Source organism: Micromonospora sp. NPDC005305, from assembly GCF_040607315.1.
In the GTDB taxonomy this organism is placed as follows: Bacteria; Actinomycetota; Actinomycetes; order Mycobacteriales; family Micromonosporaceae; genus Micromonospora.
Genome location: NZ_JBEXGL010000012.1, coordinates 1 through 19,898, shown reverse-complemented (window position 1 = coordinate 19,898; position 19,898 = coordinate 1). Strand labels below are relative to the sequence as shown.

The window sequence follows — 19,898 nt, the reverse complement described above, 5'->3', positions numbered from 1 at the left end:
GATCAGAGCGCACCCTCGGCCCTTCCTCACCCGGGCCACTCATTCCACCGCCCAGCTGACGTGGGGCGGTCGGACGCGGGCACAGAGCGGCCCGCCCTGGGCGTCCGTCAGCCGGAGCCGGCCCACCAGCACACCGGCGCCGTCGTGTCCGGCGCGGAGCAGCTGCGTCGGGATGTCACCGAACATGAGCTTCGCCCGGCGGAACATCTCGAAGCGGTCGTCCGTCACCGCACCCCAGCTGAGATAGAGGAAGCGCGCCCCCGGGCGGCCGTGCACCCACGGCCCGCCGACGTCGAGCAGCCCGTCCACCTCGCGGCTGGTGACCTCGAACTGCCAGGCCGCCTCCCGCGCGTCGGCCGGTATCCGGTCGACCACCTCGGCCTTACGCTGCATCCCCACGTGCACGTTACGGAGCCGCAGCTCGTCGGCCTCGGCGCCCAGCCGCCGCCCAGGCAGGTCGCTGCCCTCGATCCGGATCAGCATCCCTCGACTCTATGGCGGGACACCGACGAGTTCCGGCGGCGGGACTGGTCGCGTCCTCCGACACGGGTCGTGCGGGGGATACCGAACCCGGCCGGGTGCCGATAGTGTCCACGGATCGCACCGTCCGTTCATCCGGAGGGCTCCGTCATGAGGTTCGGACTTCCGTGGCTGCCCCGAACGGTGGCCACCATGCTGCTTCTTCTCGGAGGGGTCGGCGTGCCCGCCGCGTCCGCCTCGGCGGCGCCGACGGCGCCGGCGGGTACGGACCTCACCGTCGACCTGGCCGGCGGGACGATTCCGCTGGGGGTCACGAAGAAGACGCTTCACCTGAAGATCAGCAACCGGGGCGACGCGACCCCGACCCAGGTCGTCGTCCGGGTCGACGCGTCGGAGCTGGATCCGTCGAGTTTCAAGATCATGCTCTGGCCGACCGGCGGGCCGGGTGAGTGCGACGGCGATTTCTCCGGCTGGTACTGCGACCTGGCACAGGATCAGCTTCCGGGGCCGGGCGAGACAATGGACCTTGCCGTCCTCGCCACCGTCCAGACCGGAGAGCCCCTGGCGGGCCGGATCAAGGTGACGGTCGATGTCAAACCGGTCGACACGAATCCGGCCGACAACACGAAGTGGTTCCCGATCGAGGTGGTGGATCACTCCGAAGCCGACCTTTCGGTGATCGCGCCGGACGTGACGCAGTCGGTGCGGATCGCTGCCGACGGCAGCCTCAAATCCACCGGCACGTTGAATCCGGGCGAGACGGGCGCGGTGCGCTACACGATCGCCAACCAGGGGCGGAAGCCGGTCGATGGCGTCAAGGTCGAGCTGCGCCTGCCCACGGGCGCGACGTTCACCACACCGCCGGGCGAATGCGTCCTCGGTGAGGCCGGGCGTGCGGCGGTCTGCACCTACGACCGGCTGGCCCTCGTTCCGGTCGACCAGGACACCGACCCGAACGACCAGCTCTACTCCGTCGTCGAGCTGTACCACCTGGTGACGGTGTCGGCCGCCACGAAGGCGCCGATCACGTTGCGAAACGGGACCGTCCGGGTCGAGGGCCTCAGCGACCCGCCGTCGGACCGTTCCGGCCCGGCGCGGAGCGACCTTCCCAAGAACGCCGTCGCCGTACGGGCGGTCGACGTGGACGACAGCGACAACCAGGACGGGTTCGCGGTCGTGGTGGCCGCGAACAGCAGCGGCGGAGGTAGTGGCGGCGACCCCGGTGACGGTGGTGGCGCTGGTGGTGGCAGTGGTGGCGCTGGTGGTGGCGGCAGCTTGCCGATCACCGGGTCCCAGGTCGGGCTGACCGCCGGGACCGGCCTCGCCATGCTGGTGGGTGGCGGCGTGCTGCTGCTCCTGACCCGACGGCGCCGCGCCATCCGGTGACCCTCGACGGGTGACCGGTGCTGGACGCCACCACCAGTGGACCGGACGCCTCAACGGCCCCGCTGTACGCACCAGCGGCACGAATCGAGCCCGTTGTTCGGGCCAGCGGATACGCCAGATGGATGATTGACAGAATGCGTGAGGGCAGGCTCTGGCTTCGGTAGCCCGCCCGCCGCGAGCTTCGGGGGCGGCCACGAGATCCTTGGACGGCCCGAAGCCCGGGCCGATCCGAGGGTGGGGTACTCAGCGCCTGGTCTCGTACCTGGTCAGGACCACGCCGCCAGGGAACGTCCGGGTCTCCACCAGGCTCAGGTTCACCCAGTTGTCCACCGCCGCAAAGAACGGCGTGCCGCCACCTACCAGGACCGGATGAGTGACGAGCGCGTACTCGTCGATCAGCCCGCCCCGCATGGCCACCGCGGCGAGGGTGGCGCCGCCGATATCCATGGGGCCGCCGTCCTCGGCCTTGAGCCGGGTGATCTCGGTGACCGCGTCGCCGGTGACCAGGCGGGTGTTCCAGTCCACCGTGCTGCTCGTCGAGGAGAACACCACCTTCGGCATGTCCCGCCAGCGGCGGGCGAACTCGATCTCCGCCGGTGTGGCACCCGGCCGCTGGTCGGCGGTCGGCCAGTGCGAGCTCATCGTCTCCCACAGTTTGCGCCCGTACAGCGCCGTGCCTGTCGCCCCCACCCGGTCGGACCACCACTGGAACAGCTCGTCGCTCGGCACACCCCAGCCGAGGTCGTCGCCAGGCGCAGCGATGTAGCCGTCCAGGCTCAGGCTCATGCCGAAGCTCAGTTTTCGCATGGTGTCAGCCTCCCGTGAGTCGGTACTCGGCGTACAGACCAGCACGGCGCGGAAGAATCATCGGTCAGCCACACCGAGCGCCGGTTCACCACCACGCCAGAACCCGTAGCACCAGGACGGCGACACGATCCCCGCACTTATCCCTGGACCAACCGTCAACGCTGTTGACTCTGGCCCTGGTTCAGACTGGCCGGACGTCAAGGACGCGCAGCTACAAGCGCGGTCCCTGGCTTGTTGCACCGCGGTGCACGAGTGGTGCGCGGTCAGCCTGGAGGGCGGCCGTCAACTGATCCAAGCCCAGCGAACCCAGCTCCAGCGCGTGACGATGGAATGCCCGCCGGTCGCCGGGGAAGGACGAACGGCCTGCCAGCCACACGCGCTCACCCACCTTGTAGGCCAGCGCCTGCCCTGGCCGGCCCAGGTAACGCCCGAGTTCGGCGGAGGCGTACGGCCCCTGGTGACAGCGGTCCCGCAGCAGCTCCAGCGCAGCATCCGGCGTCCACACTGCTCCGTCACCAGAGGGCATCGGCAGCCGCAGGTGCAGGCCGATGTCGAGCACGACCCGTGCCGCCCGCAGGAGCTGCATGTACAGATGTCCCAGTCGAGCACCCGGCTGTTCATAGAGCCCGAGCTCGTCCATGAACCGCTCGGCGTACAGTGCCCAGCCCTCCTGACTGCCGGAGAGGCCGCCGAGCAGGTTCAGCCGCTGCCCGAGGCCTCCCCGGCAGACCTCGTAGCCGAGGTGGAGGTGGTGGCCGGGAACGCCCTCGTGATAGGCGGTGCTGTAGGCGTACCAAGTGGGGAAACTCGCTCCGTCCTCGGGCAGGGACCACCAGACCCGACCCGGCCGCGCCAGATCCCGGGACGGCCCGATATAGGCAATACCGGACGACGTGGTCAACCGCGACTCGATGCGCCGCAGCGGGGCGGGAATGTCGAAGTACAGGCCGTCCAGCCGCTCGGTAGCGGCCTCCAACAGCTCCTGCAGCCAGGCGGCGAACGCCTCCCTGGTGTGCAGCGTGCCGGGTGCGTCGGGGCTGCCGAGCCAGGCGAGCACCTCTGGCACGCTCCCGCCCAGGGCCTTCGCCTCCGCGATCAGCTCTGCCTCTGTCGCTCGGAACTCGTCCCAGCCCCAGTCGTACAGCTCGCGCAGGTCAGGCTGGGCCGCGAGGAAGGTGCGCACCCAGAGTGCGTACCGCTGCTGGCCGAACGCTTCCTCCTCGACCGCCCGCGGTGCCAGGTCCGCGGTCAGCATCTCGGCCAGTCGCTGGTACGCCTCTCGCGCGCCCGTCGCTGCGGCCTGCAACGACGCCCGCTGACGCCCCTCGCCATAGCGATCCACCAGGGCGACATCGTCGTCGATCCAGTTGCGGCAGCGCTGCGTGACGAGCTCCACCTGACGCCGCGCCGGCAAATTGCCGCGCTCCGCGGCGAGTAAGAGGCTGCGGGCATACCCGTCCAGGGCCGCGGGGATCGCGGCCAGGCGTGCGCCGACACGAGCCCAGCCCTCCTCGAATTCCGCGCCCTCGGCGCCGCGGCCGGGAACCGCGGCCTCGACGGCCTGGCGGATGAGCTGGAGCGGACCGGTGGCCGCCGCGTGCAGCTCGCGCAGGTCCTCCCCGGCGTCGTGGAAGGCGACACGCGTATGCAGCCGTTCGGCGAGGTGGGCGTGCAGCGGGGTCGCGGCCGGCAGTGCGTCACCTGAGATCTCGAGTTCGCGCAGGGCGCGGGCTGCGAGGTCGGCGCGGGCCTGGTGGCCCTCCGGGCCGTAGTCGGTAAGCCCGTCGACATCCTGCTCGCCAGCATCGACGACCGCTGTGCAGGGGTCGAGGCGGGCCACCTCGCACAGGAGCCGATCCGCGAAGTCCTCGATCATGGAGCCGATGCTAGGGCCCTAGCTACCGCGGTGCGAGCCTGCATCGATCGCGGCAAGCGGTTCAGAACCATCGGACAACGTCCGCTCGTCGGCAGAGTTGGGCGGTAGCAGCTGGTGGGCGCGCGGGTCGGCGGCAGATCCGTGCATCTGTCACGGCCAGGGAGGAGGCCGCAGAGACCGCTCCGGCGGACCGGATTCTCGTTCGGCAGCCGCCGGACGTCGGTCACGGCCGTCTGGCATTCTCGATATCCGCCGCTTGCCACCGGATCTGATGGCACCCTGAACGCGGGGAGGCCGTCGCGAGCCCGGGAGAGGCGGCATCGGGATCACGGTGAACAGCATCTGATGCGTACCGCGTTGATCGTGTTGGCCGCACTGGCGGCGGCCGTGGTCGTGGACCTGGTCTCCGGCATGCTGATCCGCCGAGGTGCCCGTGGCCGCTACAAGTGGCTGCTGGAGCCGCTGCGGCACGCCTGCCGCCGCCCGGCGGCCGCGGTCCTGCTGGTCGGGGCGCTGCACTACGCGCTGCCGCCCGGACGGGCCGAGTGGCAGCGTTATCTGCGGCACGCCATCCTGCTGGTCCTGATCGCCCTCAGCGCGTGGCTGGTGATCAAGGCATTGAGCGTCGTTGAAGCGGTCGCGTTCAGCCGGCTGCCGAGCGACGTGGTCACCAGCCGGCGGATCCGGCGGGCGCGGACCCAGATCCGCCCCGTGCGGCGGCTCACCGTCGCCGTAATTACGGTCGCCGCAATCGGCCTGATCCTGATGACCTTCCGGCCGGTACGCCTCTTCGGCATCTCCATTCTGACCTCGGCCGGGGTGGTCGGCGCGCTGATCGGCCTCTCCGCCCGAACCGCGCTCGCCAACGCGTTCGCCGGCATCCAGGTCGCCTTCGCCGACGGAATGCACGTGGGCGACGTGCTGGTGGTGGACGGCGAATGGGGCCGGGTCGAGGAGGTGCAGCTGACCAACGTGGTGATCCGGCTCTGGGACGACCGGATGCTCATCCTGCCGACCACGTACTTCACTGAGCGGCCGTTCCAGAACTGGACCCGGAACGAGTCGCGGGTGGTCGGCAAGATCCAGATCCATGTCGACCACACCGCCGACCTGGACGACCTCCGCCGGGAGGCACGCCGACTGGTCGAGTCCTCACCGCTGTGGGATCGAGACCAGTGGGTGCTCCAGATGGTCGACGTCACCCCGCAGACCGTGGTCATCCAGGTGCAGGCCTCGGCCGCGGACGGCGCCAGCGCCTGGGACCTGCGCTGCGACCTACGCGAGGGATTGATCCGCTACCTACGCGACCAGCACCCCCAGTGGCTGCCCCGCACCCGCAGCCAGTACCAGCCCTGACCGGTGGGTCGGCGTGGCCGCCGGGGCGCGGATGAATGAGTCGGCGCCTACCGGGGACTAGCTCGACCAGGCCGACAGGGACGGGAGGCGGCAATCGTGCGCCAGCAGCGTCACCACCGACTGGAACACCCCGGGCCTGCGCCGGACGAACGCCTCCGACAACGGCTCAACCAACGAGGAGGAACTGCTGACGGTGGACGAAGCGGCCCGGGCGGCCATCAAGGAGGACCTGCTGCCGCTCTATACCGAGCGGCTGAAGCCGGCCATGAGCATCCTGAAGGACGACCTCGAGTGTTGACGACGGCGCCACGGACCGGCGCCGCGCCCGCGGGAGCGGCCGAGCCGGCTCCGGGAGTGTGGTGACCGGGCGGGGGTCCGTCGTCGTGGGTGTCGTGGCCGCCCCCGGGGCCGCGGCCGACCTGGCGCGGGAGGCCGCCACGGAGCTCGCCGACCGGCTCCGCAACCGGGTCCCGGAGGTCGACTGGGCGGTACGCCTCCAGGTGGCGCGGCTCGTCGAAGGGCCGGCCGATCTCGGCCAGCTCATCGAGGCAGCCCGGCGCCGGATGCTGGCCGAGGGCTGGAGTCTGGTCCTCTGCGTGACGGACCTGCCGTTGCAGACCGCGCGGCGGCCCGTGGTCGCGCACGCCAGCACCACCCACGGCGTCGCGGTCCTTTCCATGCCCGCGCTCGGCCCCGTCGCCGTGGCCCGGCGGATGGCCGCGGCCGGGGACCGGCTCCTCGCCGCACTGCTCGGCGATACCGACGCGGTCGGCGACCCGGTACGGGCCGGCCCGCGCCGCCTGCACCTAGCCATCGGACGGCGGGCCCGGGAACTCGGCGCGCGCGTGAACCCCCAGGCGTCCGGCATCGGCCTGCTGGCCGGGGTGATCGGCGGCAATCTGCGGGTGCTGCTCGGCATGCTCCGGGCGAACCGGCCGTGGCGGCTGGCCGTCCGGCTCTCCCGGCTGCTGGTCGGTGCCTTCGCGACCGCCGTCCTCGCCCTGGTGAGCGCCGATATTTGGCAGCTGTCGGCGGCGTTGGGCAACCTGCGGCTCGGCCTGCTCGCGGCCAGCTCCGTCCTGGCGGTGGTGCTGACCATGGTGCTCGGCGCGCGCCTCTGGGAGCGGGTTCCGCGCGACCCGGGCGCCCGGGAGCAGGTCGTCCTCTTCAACGTGGTCACCGTGCTCACCGTGGTGGTCGGCGTCCTCGCGCTGTACGTGGCGCTCGCCGCGCTGACCATCATCGGGGCGATCGCCCTCGTCCCCTGGGACCTGCTCGCTGAATCCACCGGCCGACCGGCCGGCGTCGCCCACCAGGTCAAACTGGGCTGGCTGGCCAGCTCGCTGGCGACGGTCGGCGGCGCGCTCGGCGCCGGACTAGAGTCCGACTCGGCGGTACGGGAGGCGGCGTACCGCTATCAGCCCGACGCGGAGCTGACCGGCGAGCAGGGTGGGCCGGGCCCGACCGGCGGGGCCGGACCGGGACCAAGCGGCGAGTCCGGGTCGCCGCGCAGAGACAGGTCGGAGTCGGAGCGGAACCACGAGGCCGGCTGACGGCCCTGGTCGGTGCTGTGATCAGGACCCTCATCCCTGCAGGACGCGCCGCGGCTTGAACCGGCGAACCTCCTGCGGCCAGCCGCATGCCTCCGCGATTTTGCCGGCCCATATCCGGGCGGTCGCCTCATCCGGCACGTCCACGATGGTCAGGCCACCCAGGAACTCCTTGCTCTCGACATAGGGCCCGTCGGTGAAGACCATCGCACCGCTTGTGGCGTCTGCGTTGAAGACTGGGCCGTCCTCTTCCTCCAGGCCCCCGGCGAAGACGAATGCCCCGGCGGCCTTGATCTCATCAACAACCGCCCTGGCGAGTGGACCGCGCCCGCGGAACCACTCCTCGGTGTGGTCACCCACCCACTGCTGATTGAAGTAGATGAGGTACTCAGGCATGTCCGCTCCCTCTGATCGTCCCCGGACCCGACGTCCGTCTCTGCATAAGCTACGAACGGCACCCGGCAGATCCGACACTCTCCGGCTTGATTTCTGTCAACCGGTCAACCGTCGCACTCACATCGGCATGGCAGGACGTTTCGTCGGCGGCACCTGCCGCCCCTGGACCTCGGGGAAGTGGCGTGCCCGGTACCGGGACGCTCCCGGCAAGGAGCACGCTCGACACTTCGACCGCAAGGTTGACGCAGATCGGTGGCTCGCCTCGGTGAAGACGGCTCTCGCCCGCGGTGAGTGGGTCGATCCGGCTTTGGCGCGCGTCCCGGTTGGCGAGTGGGCCGTTCGCTGGCTCGACAATCAGGCGCAGCTCAAGCCGTCGACCCGCCAGCGGTACGACAGCCTCCTTCGGATGCAGGAGCTTCCGGTGTGGGCACGCGTCCCGCTTTCGGCAGTCACGCACGTGGACGTTGGCGAGTGGGTGCGCAGGATGACGCAGGCCGATCTTGCACCGTCCACCGTTCGGCAAGCACATCGGGTGTTCTCGCTGCTGCTCGCCCATGCCGTCCGGGATGGTCGGCTGACTCGCAACGTCGCGGCCGGTGTGCGGTTGCCCCGCGTGGGCCGTGCCGACAAGGTGTTCCTGACACCCGCCCAGGTCGGCGAGCTGGCGGCAGCGGCAGAACCACACGGGCTGATCGTCCGCGTGCTGGCCTACACGGGGCTGCGCTGGGGCGAGCTGGCTGCGCTGCGGGTGCGACGGGTGAACCTGGTCAAGCGCCGGCTGCTGGTGGCGGAGTCGGTGACCGAGGTCAACGGACGAGCGGTGCTCGGTACGCCGAAGACGCATCACCGCCGGTCGGTACCGCTCCCCCGATTCCTGGTCGGGCCGATCGCCGCCCAGATCGCTGGCCGTGCTGGTGACGAGCTGGTGTTCACCTCCCCGGCCGGCGAGGTGCTGCGCAACAACAACTTCCGTCGCCGCGTCTTCGATCGGGCTGCGGAGTCGGTCGGGCTCACGGGCCTGACGCCGCACGAGCTGCGGCACACGGCGGCCAGTCTCACGGTGGCTGAGGGCGCCAACGTGAAGGCGGTGCAGCGGATGCTCGGACATGCCTCGGCGGCCATGACGCTGGAGGTGTACGCGGACCTCTTCGAAAACGATCTGGACCAGGCGGCGGACCGCCTCGACCGGGCGGCGCGTCATGCTGCTGCGGACGCGGTGCGGACTGAGGGCGTCGGTCCGGACCTCGATGCGATCCGCCCCGGGTCGTCGGCACCATGCCTGACCAGGATGTCTGCGTGGTGTCCGTCGTGGTGCTCGACCCAGAACACGGCGCGGTCGCCTCGGTCGTTGCGGCCGGCGCGGATGACGTGATCGCCCCGCCAGCGTCCGGCCTGCCCGGTGAGCATCCGGCCGTGTTGCAGCGGGTTAGGTAGGCGGCCGTTGTGGGTGGTGAGGAACTGCCCGTCCCACGGGTCGTTGATGTCGCTGCCGAGCTGCAGCGGTTCGGCGTCGCGGCGCAGGTCGGCGGCGGTCATTGCACGGGCGCCGTGGCGGTCGTGTCAGGTGGTGAGGAACGCGCGCCAGCGCGTTTCGTCTTCGTCGATCTCGCGTACGTCGGCGGCGTTGGTGACGAATCCGTCGATGCCGTGGTGGGCGAGGAAGCCGCCGAGGGCTTGCGCCTACGGGATGAACTGCCGCATCGACAGCCCAGACACCTTCGGCGCTGCCTGCCGCGTCCAGTCGAGCACGAGGACCAGGAGGTGCCAGAACACCGAAGAAACCTCGGATGCCTTGTCAGCGACCCTCTGCACGTGCATCCAGGGACGCGGCAGCGCGTCAGCAAGCATTTCGTGAGCTAGGCCAGAGGCAGCTTCCAAGTTCGTCATCCGAGCGAACCTACGCCAGCCGGAGGCCAGAGCGCCCGGGATGCAAACCATCGACACCACTACTGTTTTGGGTGATTCAAGCGATTTGGGAAATTCAACACTAATGCCAGATAGCTCCTCTGGGTTGCCTTCCACTACTGGCTTCCGGGAAAATTCCATGCTCAGCTCCGACCCCTCACCCGAAGTGGGCTCTACTTTGCTCGGACTAGAGGAATCGTTCAACCTTGCGGTAAGCCACATCTCGCGCTGGGGAGATACGGACGTCTTCCCTTTCGCCCCAGAAAATATCATCTTCCATGATCGCAAAGATGAGACTGTCGCCCTACTCAAGAAGATTGACGGTGACTTGACGTCAGCCCTTGATTCGCATCCGCCATACATCGAGGGCGCGCTTTCGCTAATCACGTACGAAGGATTCCGGTACGTATCCCAGATAGACCCGATCTGGAATGCGTACATGCTCGGCTTGGCGTTGAGGATCTCTCCAGAGATAGAAGCGGCAAGAATTCCAGCTTCCCAGCAGGCCGTCTTTTCATATCGACTGAACATCAACCGCGAGACCTCCTCCATTTTTGAGATTGGATCCTGGAATAGTTTCTCTGAGGCGAGCCAGAGCATTGCCCAGAACTACAACTACATAGCGATCTGCGATATTGCAGACTTCTACGGCAGGATCTACCACCACCGATTGCAGAACTCTCTCAATCTTCTCGGGGAGGTGGGCGATGTTCCAAGTAAGGTAATCAAATTGCTCACAGGATTCTCCGGTGGCGTATCCTATGGCCTGCCCGTAGGCGGACAGGCGGCCCGGATATTCTCAGAACTCCTCTTAAACCGCGTCGACCGACTGCTAGTGTCGAGGGGGATCAAGTTCTGCCGTTACGCCGACGACTATCGGCTATTTGCAGACACCCGAGAAGACGCCTTCAGAGCTCTAGTGTTTTTGACCGAGGCGCTTCAAAGAAACGAAGGGCTGACTCTGCAGAGACATAAGACCCGGGTTCTCTCCACCAAGGACTTCGTCAGGTCTCCGCTACTCCTACCCGAGGATTCGGACGAACTAAGTCCTCAAGAGCGCGACGAAAGACGGCTGCTCAAGCTGTCCCTGCGTTTCGATCCCTACTCGGACACCAGAGATGAGGATTACGAGCGCCTGAGACACGACGTCGAGCAGTTCGATGTTATCGGCATGCTCACTGCCGAGGTCGCCAAGAGTCGGGTCAACTCACCGGTGGTCAAGAAGCTGGCACGAATCATCAAGCTCTTCGACGTCGAGGTTCGCGATGCCGCCGCAGAGATGCTTGTGGCGAACCTAGACGTACTTGCTCCAGCACTTCCAGTTGTGCTTCGCGTCCTGGAGGAGGTGCTGCCGAATGTCTCTCCAGCATTGGCGAAAAAGCTCCCCGCAGAGATTCGCCGAAGGATTCAGGCTGAAGAGTACTGGGTAATGGTTCCTGTTAACCTCGCCTACGCGCTCCGCATTCTCAAGCACGACCATTCCGAGGAAAACGTCCCACTTGCCGCAAGGATATTCGAATCGGCACCACCGTTCATCCAGCGCGATATCGTGTATCTTATGCATGGCTGGAAGGCGGACTACTGGCTGTCGGATAAGCGGAAGCAATGGAGGAACCTGCATCCATGGGTGCAGCGAGCTATTCTCCTGGCCTCATTCTCACTTGGCGACGAGGGACGCCACTGGCGACAGAGCATCAGCCGGGGCATTTCCGGATTCGATGACATCGCCAAGAAGTGGATGGAGGAACGCGTGAAGGCCAACCGCAAGGATCTTCCGTTCTGATGCCTACGGCTGAGAGGTTTGCCACCACAAGTAGCTCATACTGGAATGCAATACTGCCCCGCTTGGAACACTTCGTAAGAATCTCCAACGCTGGCCCACGGCGGTTCGCTCCCCCGATCGAATGGGCACATCGGCCGAGGAGGCACGCCCTCGTATCTGAGACAGCGTTCTATTTATGGGCGGATCATCAACGCGGCGATAAGCCGAACCTGCGGCGGGCAATCGAGAGGGCCACGAGCCGGCTCACTCAAGTTGCCAACCAAGTCGATCTAGGCGATCAACTCGATCAGGATGAAATTGAGGTTGCTCTGATGCTGGCGCAACGCCTCAACAGCTACTGCACCCTCACGCACACGTTCACTTCAATAGAGGTAGAGCCAAGCCTGCCTGGTTGCGGCTGGATCTCAGGGGGTTTGCCTGATCTCATTGCGAACGACTACTCCTCGGGAATTTCGATTAAGACGCTCGTGGAAGTGAAGGCGGTCAACCGACCGTTTCGCTCGGTAGATCTTCGTCAGATGGTGGCATACGTGGTGTTGTACTTTGCCGCCCATCAACGCATACCAGACGCGCTTGCTGTCGTAAATCCCGTAAAAGGAGTCGCGTTAGAGGTCGGCGTGAGCGAGTTTTTTGCCGATGTAGTGGGGGTTCCGTCGTCAGAGGTGATTAACAATCTGCTAGTTGACTGGTCTACAGCCGGCGTATCCCCCTAGCCGACTGAATTCGCCTCCGAAGCTGAGGGACGAGAGGGCATCCTTGCAGCCAGGGTGGCAGCGGCACGCTGGTCGGACTCTGATAGCCAGGCGGCATATACACGGAGGGTCGTTGCTCCTCCACCGCCGTGGCCCAGACGTCCGGCCACGGTCCGGACATCAACGCCGGATGCGATCAATTCCGTTGCCCGCGTAGACCTTCACCCTGAGTGAGCCGCTAGGCAGCTCTTCGATCTCGGCGCGCTGGCGCTTCCCGCGCCCGTTCGCCGTCGCCATGGGCCGACCGTAGCGCGCTCGCACCACGAGTAGCACCACGGAAAGATCGGCGGAACTGTGTATTGCCTGGTGGGGCGGGCGGGACTCGAACCCGCGACCGAGGGATTATGAGTCCCCTGCTCTAACCCGCTGAGCTACCGCCCCGCTACCGCGCCGGATCGTAACCCGCTCAACGGATCACCGACCATCATCCGTCGGGCCGGGTTGGTGATCTGCCCGGCACGATGGGCAACGCGAGGATAACAGCGCGCAGCGTCCCCATCGGTGGCACGGGCGGAGGCCGGGGCGCGCCGCGGGAGATCCATCACGATGTGCCGCGCAGCTCGGCGAGCACCGCCCCGGCGGTCCGCCAGCCGCTGGCGAGGGCTCCCTGGATGGACGGGGTGTCGCGGTGGTCGCCGGCGACGTAGAGCCCGTCGCCGAGCGCGACCGGCTTGCGCAGTCGGCCCTGCGGCGGCGGCGCGGCGGGCAGGGCGTGCGGCACCGACACGGTCGCCAGGTGGGTCCAGTCGGCGGTGGAGCGCCCGTAGAGGCGGTCCAGCTCAATGCGGATCAGCGGCTCGGGTGGGGCCGGCGGGCCGACCACGGAGGTGGCCACGAGGTGCTTTCCGGCGGGCGCGTAGGTGGGCGCCGCGTTGCTGACCACCACCGTGTTGGCGACCAGCTCGCCCCGCTCCCCGTCGAGCAGCAGGGTCGGCTCGGCCAGCGGCGGGGTGTCGGCGCTGTGGTAATAGGTCGTGTAGCTGTGCATGCGTACCCCTTGAAGCCGGGGCAGCAGGGTGGCCGCCGCCGGCGGGTCGGCGGCGACCACGACGGCGCGGCAGGCGATCTCGCCGGCGGGGGTGCGGACGCGGCCCGGGGCGACCTCGGTGACCGGGGTGTGCAGGTCGATCAGCTCGGCGGGCAGCGGGCCGGCGACGGCCCGGGGCAGCGCGGCCATGCCGCGGGCGGGCAGCCCGATCCGGCCGCGGGCGAACGCGCGCAGGAGGACGGCCAGCACGTGGCTGGAGGTGGCCAGCTCGCGGTCGAGCAGCACGCCGGAGAGGAACGGCCGGAGCAGTTCCTCGATGAACGCGGCGGAGAGCCCGGCCCGGCGCAGCGCGGCCTCGCTGGTGGTCTCGGGCGCGTTGAGCAGCCGGCCCATCGGCAGGGTGGCGCAGCCGGTGGCGAGCGCGGCGAAGCGTAGCCGGTCGACCAGCGACCCGACGCCCGCGGCCACCGTGCCGGCCGCGCCCGCGGGGTCGCGCAGCGGGTTGACCAGGCGTTCCAGGCGGTCGCCGCGGCGCACGAGCACGCCGGGGGTGAACCAGCCCAGGTCGAGGGCGCCGAGGTCGACGAGGCCGCCGAGCCGCGGGTACGCCGTGTTGAGCACCTGGAAGCCCCAGTCCAGCAGGTAGCCGTCGACCTCGTCGGTGGCGACGCGGCCGCCGAGCCGGTCGGCGGCCTCCAGCAGCCGCCAGGGCACGCCGGCCCGGTGCAGCCGGCGGGCGGCGGCGAGGCCGGCCAGGCCGCCGCCGACGATGACGACGTCCGTCTCAGCGGGCATGGTCCCCCTCCGCCCCGGCCCGGTCGCCGTTGCGGTTCGTCCGGGACAAGCGGCCCGGCCACCAGATCTTCGGACCGATGTCGTACGCGAGCGCGGGCACCAGCAGCGAGCGGACCACGATGGTGTCGAGCAGGACCCCGGCGGCGACCGCCACGCCCAGCTCGACGAGCACCACGAGCGGCAGCACGGCGAGCGCGGAGAAGGTGGCGGCGAGCACGATGCCGGCGGAGGTGATCACGCCGCCGGTGACGGCCAGGCCGGTGAGCACGCCGGCCCGCGTGCCACGCCGGACCGATTCCTCGCGGACCCGGCTCATCAGGAAGATGTTGTAGTCGATGCCGAGCGCGACCAGGAAGACGAACGCGAACAGCGGGAACGACTGGTCGACTCCGGGGAAGTCGAGGACGTACCTGAAGATCAGCGCGCAGAGGCCGAGCGTCGCGAGGAACGACAGCACGACCGTGGCGATCAGCAGCACGGGGGCGAGCAGGGCCCGCAGCAGCACGGCGAGGATGACCGCGATGACCAGCAGCACCACCGGGATGATGACCTTGCGGTCCCGGGTGGACGCGTCGGCGGTGTCCACGTTGATGGCGGTGAAGCCGCCGACCACCGCGTCCGCGCCGGGCACCCGGTGCACGGCCACGCGCAGCTCGCGGACGGCGCGTTCGGCGCCGTTGCTGTCCGGCGGGTCGGCGAGGGTGGCCTGCAACTGCACCCGCCCGTCGACCACCTCGGGCGACCCGGCGGGCCCCTGGCGGCTGAACGGCTGGACCGAGGACACCCCGGGCACGCCCTGCGCCACCCGGGCGACCTGCTGGGCGGTGGCCTGGTTGGTGAAGATGGTGGCCGGGCTGCCGGTGCCGGCCGGGTAGTGGCGGGCGATGACCTCCTGGCCGGCCACCGAGTCGGTGCGCTGGGTGAACAGGTCGGACTGCCCCAGGGTGGTGGCGCCGAGCTGGGTCACCCCGAGGGCGAGCGCGGCCAGGACCACCGCGGTGACGATCCAGACGGTACGCGCGCGACGCGCCACGAAGCCCGCGATCCGCCCCCAGATGCCGTGTTCGGTCCGCGGGTCGGCCTGGTCGTACGCGGGTCGCCGGGGCCAGAACGCCCACCGGCCGCCGAGCAGCAGCAGGGCGGGGAGGAAGGTCAGCATCACCAGCAGGGTGGCGGCGATGCCGACGGCGCTCACCGGGCCGAGCGCCCGGTTGGAGTTGAGGCTGGACAGCAGCAGGCAGAGGAGGCTGACGATGACCGTGGCGCCCGACGCGATGATCGCCGGCGCGGCGCCCCTCCAGGCGGCCCGCATGGCGTCCCAGGGCCGCTCGTGCCGGTGCAGTTCCTCCCGGTAGCGGGCGATGAGCAGCAGCGCGTAGTCGGTGCCGGCGCCGAAGACGAGGACCGTGAGGATGCCCTGGGCCTGCCCGTTGAGCTTCACGACGTCGTTCTTCGCGAGGACGTAGACGACGAGCGAGGCCAGCGAGTACGACATCCCGGCGGCGAGCAGCGGGAAGGCCCAGAGCACCGGGCTGCGGTAGACGATCAGCAGGATGACCAGCACCACGACCAGGGTGACCAGCAGCAGCGGCCCGTCGATGGCGGTGAACACCTCGATCAGGTCGGCGAGCAGGCCGGCCGGGCCGGCCACGTCCACCGTGAGCCCGTCCCGGTCGGCGCCGGCGATGTCCCGCAGCCGGTCGACCACCGCGCCGATCTGTTCGCCCTCGGCCGCGTCGATCGGGACGATGACCTGCACGGCCTGCCGGTCCTGGCTGACGATCGGCGGCGGCAGCGGCCCGACGACGCCCGGCAGTTGCGCGAAACGGGCCGCCTCGGCCCGGATGCGCTCCTGGTCGGCGGGGGTGATGCCGGAGGTGCGTTCGTAGACGACGAGCGCCGGGGTGGTCTCCCGGTCCAGGAAGCCGGCGGCGAGGTCCTGCGCCCGGGTGGCCTCGGCGTCGGTGGGCAGGAAGGCGGCGTTGTCGTTGGTGGCGACGTCGCCGAGCTTTCCGGAGTAGGGACCGGCGAGGCCGCCGACGACCAGCCAGCCCAGCACCACGACGACCGCGACCAGCGTCGCGGTCCAGCGGCTCCGCCCTCCAGCCATCCCCTCCACCCCTGAACCGACGCAGCAATCGACGCAGCGCGAGTCTAAGTCGACATCGACCATCCTGCCGGGCAAAGCGACACCACCGGGCGAAAACCCCGACCACGCACCCGGCACGGACGCCCTCTGCGGCGTTGATCATGAAGTTATTGCCCGGGAAAGGGTGTTCCGAGGGCAATAACTTCATGATCAACGCGCGGAGGCGCGGGCGCGGGGCGGGGCGGGGCGGGCGGGGGGGGTGCGAACAGAAACGCCCGTCGGCCTGGCCGACGGGCGTTGTGTGTGGAGTGTTGCTCCCCCGTTTGGACTCGAACCAAAAACCTGCCGGTTAACAGCCGGCTGCTCTGCCAATTGAGCTACGGGGGACCGTAGGTCACCCGGCTGCGGATCTCTCCGCGCCGTGCGACGGGGACAAGAGTACAGGACATCGGGGGGTGGTGCGCCAGGGGGTTACCCGACTTCCCCCGCCCGGCGACCCGCCCCGGAACCCGCTCAGAATACCGGACAAATCGCCATCTCGGCACAAGGAGGCATGAGCGGAGAGCAGGATGGGTAGTTAGCCGCCGACAGAGAATGCAGGCGCGAGAAGGTCGCTCCCGCCCGGACCCCCGGTCGGGATCGGCGGCGCGTCAGGTACGGAAGGAGCCGCCATGCGCGGAAAGATCATGTTTCTTGGCGGGCTGGCTGCGGGATTCGTCCTGGGCGCCCGTGCCGGCCGGGAGAAGTACGAGGAGTTGGTGGTCCGGGGTCGCAAGGTGCTCGACCACCCGACCGTCCAGGAGGCGGCGGGGGTCGCGCAGGCCCAGGCGACCCGGCTCTACTCGGAGGGCAAGGACAAGCTGGGGCAGACCAAGCTCGGCGAGAAGCTGGGCACCGGCAACGGCAACGGCAGCAGCACCGGCAGCAAGCCGGGGCTGACCGACGCCGACAAGCCGTTCGCCGGCACGCCGGCCGCCGTCGGCGCCAAGTCCGGCTCGACCGGCACGGGTTCGACCAGCTCGACCGGCTCGTCGACCACCAAGTCGTCCGGCACGAGCACCAACCTCTGACCCACCCCCGAGAGCGGGCCGATCGCCATGGGCGTCCGGCCCGCTCTCGTCTGTCCGAACGAGACCCCGCTCCTACTTTCGCTTATTCTGAACAAAAGTAGTGGGGATCAATGAAAAACTTTTGGCGGCAACCTCTTCTCTTTGGTCTCGGTCGCAAATATCGTCTCGCATAGAACCTGGCCAGGCTCTTGTCCCTTCCAGCGACCTCTTCAGCCACGTCACCGAGGCTGAGGCGGACCCGCGTCCAGAGAGGCAGTCAGGACATGAACGACACATCGCACGGCCTGAGCCGTCGCCGGGTGCTCGGCACCATCGCCGGGGCGGCGGGCGCCGTCGCCGCCGGGCTCGCCCCGTCGGCCGCGTTCGCCAGCAACGGGGTGCTCGTCCCGACCGGCAAGCGGGGCATCATCCTCTACAGCGTCCGCGACCGGATCGGCGCCGCCCCGGACGCCACCGGCGTGCCGTACGGGTTCGAGCGCGTGCTCGCCCGGCTCGCCGAGATCGGCTACAAGGAGGTCGAGTTCGCCGGGTACACCCAGCACACCTCGATCCTCGGCCGGCAGATCACCCCGGCGGAGATCCGCCAGATCCTGGACGACAACGGGCTGCGTGCCAACGGCTCGCACGCCTCCGTCCCGAGCACGGTCACCCCGGACACCATCGCGGCGTTCGAGCAGACCCTGGACACCGCCGAGATCCTCGGCATGACGCACATCGGCACCGGCAACGACCCGACCGGCAGCAACTACAAGGCCGACTGGGACGCCGCCGTGGACCGGTGGAACACCTTCGGCGAGATGGCCGCGGCCCGGGGCCTGAAGCTCTACACCCACAACCACGACGCCGCGTACGACTTCCTGCGCGACAGCGGCCCGCTGGACGCGCAGGGCCGGCCGACCCGGTCCTCGGGTGTGCGCAAGTTGGAGTACTTCATCGCGCGGACCAACCCGGAGTGGGTCTGGTTCGAGATGGACATCTACTGGGCGCACGTGGCCCAGCACCGGTTCCGCAGCTACACCGACCCGGACGGGGTGACCCGGACCAGCGTCTTCGACCCGCTGGCCGTGGTCGCCGCGCAGACCAAGCGGTTCCCGCTGTTCCACGCCAAGGACGGCACGTACAACCCGGCCAGCGCGGCCGGGTACGAGATGGTGCCGCTCGGCCAGGGCGACATCGACTACGGCAACTTCTTCGCGAACATGGGCGCGAAGGGTTACCACAACCCGATGTGGGAGCAGGACAACGCACCGGGCGGCGCCGCCGACCCGGGCCGGTCCCTGCGCTACGCGGAGGTCAGCTATCGGCACATGTCGGGTCTGCGGGGCTGACGGACTCGACACCGGATCGCAGGGGCCGCACCGGGAAACCGGTGCGGCCCCTCGCGTCACGCGGTCGTGATGGCGGTGTGGCACATTCGGGGGGAGGTGATCGTGATGACGATGGTCGGACCGGAGACCGCCGACCAGGCGCGGCTGCTGCGCCTGCTGCGCGACGACGGCCCGCGCTCGCGGGTCGAACTGGCCGACGCCCTGGGCCTGCCCCGGGCCCGGTTCACCAGCGAGGTGGAGCGGCTGGCCGCGCAGGGCCTGGTGGAGACCGCCGGGCCGGCCGCGTCCCGGGGTGGCCGGCGTTCCTCGCTGCTGCGGATCGCCCGGCTCGTGCGCTTCGGCGCGGTGCGGATCGGCGACGGGCGGCTGGCGGTCGCGCTCACCGACGGCGAGCTGACCCTGCTCGCGCGGCACGACGAGCCGGTCGACGTGCGGCTCGGCCCGGAGGTGGTGGTCGGCCGGGCGGTCGAACTGCTCGGCAAGCTGCGGGCCGAGGCCGGGCTGGCCCGGCTGGCCGGCGTCGGTGTCGCGCTCCCCGCGCCGGTCGCGGTCCGCGAGGGCGCCCCGGTCTCCCCGCCCGCCCTGCCCGGCTGGCACCAGTTCCCGGTACGCGACACGATCGCCGCCGAGCTGGGCTGCCCGGTGCAGGTCGACAACGACGCCAACGTGATGGCCCTGGGCGAGCGGCACGCCGGCACGGGCCGGCCGTTCGACGACTTCCTCTACGTCAAGCTGGGCGACGCGGTGGGCTGCGGGCTGGTGCTCGGCGGGGCGCTGTACCGGGGCGCGGCCAGCGGGGCCGGGGACATCGGGCACCTCCAGCTCACCGAGGGCGGGCCGCTCTGCGGGTGCGGCAACACCGGCTGCGTCGAGGCGTACTGCGGGGATTCGGCTCTGGTGCGGGAGGCGGTGACGGCTGCGCGGGCCGGGCGCTCGACGGCGCTCGCCGAGCGGCTGGCCGCCGCCGGCACGCTCACCGTGGCCGACGTGGCCGCGGCGGCGACCGCCGGGGACCCGGCCGCGCAGACGCTGGTCCGCGACGCCGCCCGCCGGCTCGGGCAGGTGCTGGTCGGCCTGGTCAGCTTCGTGAACCCGGCCATCGTGATCATCGGCGGAGCGGCCCCGGGCATCGGGCCGGTCCTGCTCGCCGAGATCCGGGGCGTGGTCTACCGGCGCTCCACCCCGCTGGCCACCGGCAGCATGCCGATCGTCCTCTCCGACCTCGACGACCGGGCCGGCCTGGTCGGCGCGGCCCGGCTGGTCAGCGACCAGGTCTTCGCCGCCCGGTAAGGAGGGGCCCCTTGTTAACAGACGTCTGTTAACAAGGGGCCCCTCCT

At 69.4% G+C, this 19,898-nt stretch carries 15 protein-coding genes, 2 tRNA genes and 2 pseudogenes; 9 read left to right on the top strand and 10 right to left on the bottom strand.

Annotated features, from left to right (window positions below):
- Positions 1-39: 39 nt before the first annotated feature.
- Positions 40-483, bottom strand: a complete 444-nt coding sequence (locus ABZS80_RS20615; RefSeq protein ID WP_355058037.1) for a DUF5990 family protein — start codon at positions 481-483, stop codon at positions 40-42.
- Positions 484-672: 189 nt separating this feature from the next.
- Between ABZS80_RS20615 and ABZS80_RS20610 the strand changes: the two genes are divergently transcribed.
- Positions 673-1,866, top strand: a complete 1,194-nt coding sequence (locus ABZS80_RS20610) for a hypothetical protein (RefSeq protein ID WP_355058035.1) — start codon at positions 673-675, stop codon at positions 1,864-1,866.
- Between the two features lie 243 nt (positions 1,867-2,109).
- Here ABZS80_RS20610 and ABZS80_RS20605 read toward each other — a convergent pair whose 3' ends face one another.
- Positions 2,110-2,673: a dihydrofolate reductase family protein gene (locus ABZS80_RS20605; protein WP_355058033.1), complete on the bottom strand. Its 564-nt coding sequence runs from the start codon at positions 2,671-2,673 to the stop codon at positions 2,110-2,112.
- 211 nt (positions 2,674-2,884) lie between these two features.
- Entirely contained in the window at positions 2,885-4,549 is a 1,665-nt protein-coding gene (locus tag ABZS80_RS20600) for a DUF885 domain-containing protein (protein ID WP_355058031.1), read from the bottom strand.
- Positions 4,550-4,894: 345 nt separating this feature from the next.
- Between ABZS80_RS20600 and ABZS80_RS20595 the strand changes: the two genes are divergently transcribed.
- Together ABZS80_RS20595 and ABZS80_RS20590 are read left to right on the top strand one after the other, a co-directional pair.
- Positions 4,895-5,905: a mechanosensitive ion channel domain-containing protein gene (locus tag ABZS80_RS20595; RefSeq protein WP_355058029.1), complete on the top strand. Its 1,011-nt coding sequence runs from the start codon at positions 4,895-4,897 to the stop codon at positions 5,903-5,905.
- Between the two features lie 383 nt (positions 5,906-6,288).
- Complete coding sequence (locus tag ABZS80_RS20590) at positions 6,289-7,458, top strand: hypothetical protein (protein WP_355058028.1); 1,170 nt, start codon at positions 6,289-6,291, stop codon at positions 7,456-7,458.
- A gap of 30 nt (positions 7,459-7,488) precedes the next feature.
- On the opposite strand, the gene ABZS80_RS20585 is transcribed toward ABZS80_RS20590, so the two are convergent.
- The gene (locus ABZS80_RS20585) at positions 7,489-7,851 is read right to left on the bottom strand and encodes a YciI family protein (RefSeq protein WP_355058026.1); all 363 of its coding nucleotides are present in this window, start codon (positions 7,849-7,851) and stop codon (positions 7,489-7,491) included.
- Between ABZS80_RS20585 and ABZS80_RS20580 the strand changes: the two genes are divergently transcribed.
- Positions 7,835-9,223: a site-specific integrase gene (locus tag ABZS80_RS20580; protein ID WP_355058024.1), complete on the top strand. Its 1,389-nt coding sequence runs from the start codon at positions 7,835-7,837 to the stop codon at positions 9,221-9,223. The genes ABZS80_RS20585 and ABZS80_RS20580 overlap by 17 nt on opposite strands.
- On the opposite strand, the pseudogene ABZS80_RS20575 reads toward ABZS80_RS20580, so the two are convergent.
- Positions 9,154-9,627: pseudogene (locus tag ABZS80_RS20575) on the bottom strand (hypothetical protein); the annotation flags it as partial. The gene ABZS80_RS20580 and the pseudogene ABZS80_RS20575 overlap by 70 nt on opposite strands.
- A 268-nt stretch (positions 9,628-9,895) precedes the next feature.
- On the opposite strand from ABZS80_RS20575, the gene ABZS80_RS20570 reads away from it, so the two are divergent.
- Positions 9,896-11,539 carry an RNA-directed DNA polymerase gene (locus ABZS80_RS20570; RefSeq protein ID WP_355058022.1) on the top strand — a complete coding sequence of 548 codons (1,644 nt, stop codon included), beginning with the start codon at positions 9,896-9,898 and terminating at the stop codon, positions 11,537-11,539.
- Positions 11,539-12,252, top strand: coding sequence for a hypothetical protein (locus ABZS80_RS20565; protein WP_355058020.1), 714 nt, complete (start codon positions 11,539-11,541; stop codon positions 12,250-12,252). Before ABZS80_RS20570 ends, ABZS80_RS20565 begins: the two co-directional genes overlap by 1 nt.
- Here ABZS80_RS20565 and ABZS80_RS20560 read toward each other — a convergent pair.
- From ABZS80_RS20560 to ABZS80_RS20540, 5 genes and pseudogenes are all read right to left on the bottom strand, one after another.
- Positions 12,249-12,440: pseudogene (locus ABZS80_RS20560) on the bottom strand (site-specific integrase); the annotation flags it as partial. The gene ABZS80_RS20565 and the pseudogene ABZS80_RS20560 overlap by 4 nt on opposite strands.
- Positions 12,441-12,595: 155 nt before the next feature.
- Positions 12,596-12,672, bottom strand: a tRNA-Ile gene (locus tag ABZS80_RS20555).
- Positions 12,673-12,832: 160 nt separating this feature from the next.
- Positions 12,833-14,074: an FAD-dependent oxidoreductase gene (locus ABZS80_RS20550; protein WP_355058018.1), complete on the bottom strand. Its 1,242-nt coding sequence runs from the start codon at positions 14,072-14,074 to the stop codon at positions 12,833-12,835.
- Complete coding sequence (locus tag ABZS80_RS20545; RefSeq protein WP_355058016.1) at positions 14,064-16,184, bottom strand: MMPL family transporter; 2,121 nt, start codon at positions 16,182-16,184, stop codon at positions 14,064-14,066. The genes ABZS80_RS20550 and ABZS80_RS20545 overlap by 11 nt, the downstream gene beginning before the upstream one ends.
- 293 nt (positions 16,185-16,477) lie before the next feature.
- Positions 16,478-16,550: transfer RNA gene (locus ABZS80_RS20540), tRNA-Asn, on the bottom strand.
- Positions 16,551-16,834: 284 nt separating this feature from the next.
- Between ABZS80_RS20540 and ABZS80_RS20535 the strand changes: the two genes are divergently transcribed.
- From ABZS80_RS20535 to ABZS80_RS20525, 3 genes are all read left to right on the top strand, one after another.
- Positions 16,835-17,233: a hypothetical protein gene (locus ABZS80_RS20535; protein WP_355058014.1), complete on the top strand. Its 399-nt coding sequence runs from the start codon at positions 16,835-16,837 to the stop codon at positions 17,231-17,233.
- A 263-nt stretch (positions 17,234-17,496) separates the two neighbouring features.
- The gene (locus tag ABZS80_RS20530) at positions 17,497-18,561 is read left to right on the top strand and encodes a sugar phosphate isomerase/epimerase family protein (RefSeq protein ID WP_355058012.1); all 1,065 of its coding nucleotides are present in this window, start codon (positions 17,497-17,499) and stop codon (positions 18,559-18,561) included.
- 105 nt (positions 18,562-18,666) lie between these two features.
- A complete protein-coding gene (locus tag ABZS80_RS20525) occupies positions 18,667-19,851 on the top strand; it encodes an ROK family transcriptional regulator (RefSeq protein ID WP_355058010.1) in 1,185 nt (394 codons plus the stop codon).
- Positions 19,852-19,898: the final 47 nt, after the last annotated feature.

Bases quoted from the DNA above. Each gene is read 5' to 3' on its own strand.
- ABZS80_RS20615 (WP_355058037.1), bottom strand. From the start codon at position 483: ATGCTGATCCGGATCGAGGGCAGCGACCTGCCTGGGCGGCGGCTGGGC.
- ABZS80_RS20610 (WP_355058035.1), top strand. From the start codon at position 673: ATGCTGCTTCTTCTCGGAGGGGTCGGCGTGCCCGCCGCGTCCGCCTCG.
- ABZS80_RS20605 (WP_355058033.1), bottom strand. From the start codon at position 2,673: ATGCGAAAACTGAGCTTCGGCATGAGCCTGAGCCTGGACGGCTACATC.
- ABZS80_RS20600 (WP_355058031.1), bottom strand. From the start codon at position 4,549: ATGATCGAGGACTTCGCGGATCGGCTCCTGTGCGAGGTGGCCCGCCTC.
- ABZS80_RS20595 (WP_355058029.1), top strand. From the start codon at position 4,895: ATGCGTACCGCGTTGATCGTGTTGGCCGCACTGGCGGCGGCCGTGGTC.
- ABZS80_RS20580 (WP_355058024.1), top strand. From the start codon at position 7,835: ATGAGGTACTCAGGCATGTCCGCTCCCTCTGATCGTCCCCGGACCCGA.
- ABZS80_RS20585 (WP_355058026.1), bottom strand. From the start codon at position 7,851: ATGCCTGAGTACCTCATCTACTTCAATCAGCAGTGGGTGGGTGACCAC.
- ABZS80_RS20570 (WP_355058022.1), top strand. From the start codon at position 9,896: ATGCTCAGCTCCGACCCCTCACCCGAAGTGGGCTCTACTTTGCTCGGA.
- ABZS80_RS20565 (WP_355058020.1), top strand. From the start codon at position 11,539: ATGCCTACGGCTGAGAGGTTTGCCACCACAAGTAGCTCATACTGGAAT.
- ABZS80_RS20550 (WP_355058018.1), bottom strand. From the start codon at position 14,074: ATGCCCGCTGAGACGGACGTCGTCATCGTCGGCGGCGGCCTGGCCGGC.
- ABZS80_RS20545 (WP_355058016.1), bottom strand. From the start codon at position 16,184: ATGGCTGGAGGGCGGAGCCGCTGGACCGCGACGCTGGTCGCGGTCGTC.
- ABZS80_RS20535 (WP_355058014.1), top strand. From the start codon at position 16,835: ATGCGCGGAAAGATCATGTTTCTTGGCGGGCTGGCTGCGGGATTCGTC.
- ABZS80_RS20530 (WP_355058012.1), top strand. From the start codon at position 17,497: ATGAACGACACATCGCACGGCCTGAGCCGTCGCCGGGTGCTCGGCACC.
- ABZS80_RS20525 (WP_355058010.1), top strand. From the start codon at position 18,667: ATGACGATGGTCGGACCGGAGACCGCCGACCAGGCGCGGCTGCTGCGC.